General features: G+C 62.4%; 3 protein-coding genes. All 3 read left to right on the top strand.

Annotated elements, in window-relative coordinates:
- The coding region (locus tag ACOJB8_RS40985; protein ID WP_475017946.1) for a sarcosine oxidase subunit gamma family protein at positions 1-157 on the top strand (157 nt) is incomplete at its 5' end.
- Positions 154-648 (top strand): dihydroneopterin aldolase, encoded by a 495-nt coding sequence (locus tag ACOJB8_RS40980; RefSeq protein WP_342946220.1) that lies wholly within the window; start codon positions 154-156, stop codon positions 646-648. The genes ACOJB8_RS40985 and ACOJB8_RS40980, both read left to right, overlap by 4 nt.
- A 175-nt stretch (positions 649-823) precedes the next feature.
- Positions 824-2,020, top strand: coding sequence for a formaldehyde dehydrogenase, glutathione-independent (gene fdhA / locus ACOJB8_RS40975; RefSeq protein ID WP_342946633.1), 1,197 nt, complete (start codon positions 824-826; stop codon positions 2,018-2,020).
- The last annotated feature ends 93 nt before the right edge of the window (positions 2,021-2,113 follow it).

The raw sequence follows: 2,113 nt of genomic DNA, 5'->3' as shown, positions 1-2,113 counted from the left end.
CTTCAAGCCGGGTCAATGCGCGCAGAGCGTGTATTTCAAGGCTTCGATCGTGCTGATTCCCACGGGCGACGACCGCTTCGAAATCGTCGTGCGCCGCAGCTTCGCCGATTATTTCTGCCGCATCATGGTCGACGCTGCGGCGTCGGTCGCGCCATGAAGATCGTCGATGCAGCGTTCGAGCCGGCGCTTGGCGCGCTGGGCGCAATCGGTGCGCTCGGCGCACACGACGCGCCGCTCGGGCGCGGCTGGAGCGTATTCGTCGAAGCGTTGAGCGTGCCGGCGCGCATCGGTATCTATCCGCACGAGCACGGTTCCCCGCAGCCGCTCGTGATCGACGCGCAGCTCGGCTATCGCTGCATGCCGCACGAAAAGAACGCGACGGGTGAAGCGGGCGACTGGATCGACTACGACGGCTATTGCACGCGCCTTGCCGACTTTCTCGGGCGCAAGCCGCATACGCGGCTGCTCGAAACGCTGGTGGCGGACATGGCGGCGTTTTCGTTTCGCGAATGGCCCGCGCTGGAAACGCTCAGGCTCGCGGTGCACAAGCCGAAGATCCGGCCGGGTACGCGTCGCGTGGGCGTGGGGCTCGACTGGACGCGCGCCGACTATCGGCAATGGATACGGGCCGACGGGGGCGGGCAGTAGCAGGCAAGACGCGTAGCCCGATGTCGGCGCAAAGCAAGGGCGCGTCGCTTCTTGCACATCGTCGTCTGCGGCGCTCAGGCTACGCTCGAAGCACCGTTGTCTTGCGTGCAGTTTGCGCAAGGCAACGCCATCTAGTGAGCAGCGTTGCGAGCTGCATCGAACAGGAGACAGCGAGATGAGCGGTAATCGAGGCGTCGTGTATCAAGGGCCGGGCAAAGTCGAGGTGCAGAACATCGCGTATCCGAAGATGGTCGATCCGAGCGGGCGCTCGATCGGCCATGGCGTCATTCTGAAGGTAGTCAGCACGAATATCTGCGGCTCGGACCAGCATATGGTGCGCGGGCGCACGACGGCGCCCGTCGGCCTCGTGCTGGGTCATGAGATTACTGGCGAAGTGATGGAGGTGGGCAACGACGTCGAAACGCTGAAGATCGGCGACCTCGTTTCCGTGCCGTTCAACGTGGCTTGCGGGCGCTGTGCGATGTGCCGCGAGCAGCACACCGGTGTTTGCCTGAACGTGAATCCGTCGCGCGCGGGCGGTGCTTACGGCTATGTCGACATGGGCGGCTGGATTGGCGGCCAGGCCGAATACGTGCTCGTGCCGTATGCCGATTTCAACCTGCTGAAGTTTCCGGACCGCGATCAGGCGATGTCGAAGATTCGCGATCTCACGTGCCTCTCCGATATTCTGCCTACCGGCTATCACGGCGCTGTCACGGCGGGCGTGAAGCCGGGCTCGACCGTTTATATCGCGGGCGCGGGTCCGGTGGGGATGGCGGCTGCGGCGTCGGCGCGTTTGCTTGGCGCGGCCTGCACGATCGTCGGCGACATCAATGCGGAGCGGCTCGCGCATGCGAAGGCGATGGGCTTCGAAGTGGTCGATCTGTCGAAAGACGCGGCGCTCGGCGAGCAGATCGAACAGATTCTGGGCAAGCCGGAAATCGATTGCGCGGTGGATTGCGTGGGCTTCGAAGCGCACGGGCATGGCGCTTCCGGTCACTCGGAAGAGGCGCCGGCCACGGTGCTGAATTCGCTGATGGAAATCACGCGGCCCGCAGGCATGATCGGTATTCCTGGGTTGTATGTGACGGACGATCCGGGTGCACGCGATGTGGCCGCGCAGCATGGCAGCCTGAGCATCCGCTTCGGGCTTGGTTGGGCCAAGTCGCATACGTTTCATACGGGGCAGACGCCTGTGCTCAAGTACAACCGGAATCTCATGCAGGCGATTTTGTTTGATCGGTTGCCGATCGCCAAGATCGTTAATGTTTCGGTTATTTCGCTTGATGAGGCGCCTGAGGGGTATAAAAAGTTTGGTGGCGGTGCGCCGCGGAAGTTTGTGATTGATCCGCATGGGTTGTTGGCCGCTTAATTTTTAGTTTTGGCTTTTGGCCTTTTTTGTGGTTTTCCTGTTTTCGCGTCGGTATGCATGCGTTGCCCCTGTGCGGGGCGGCACCTACTTTCT

Source organism: Paraburkholderia sp. BR10141, from assembly GCF_056155635.1.
This window is presented reverse-complemented; position numbering and strand designations above follow the sequence as displayed.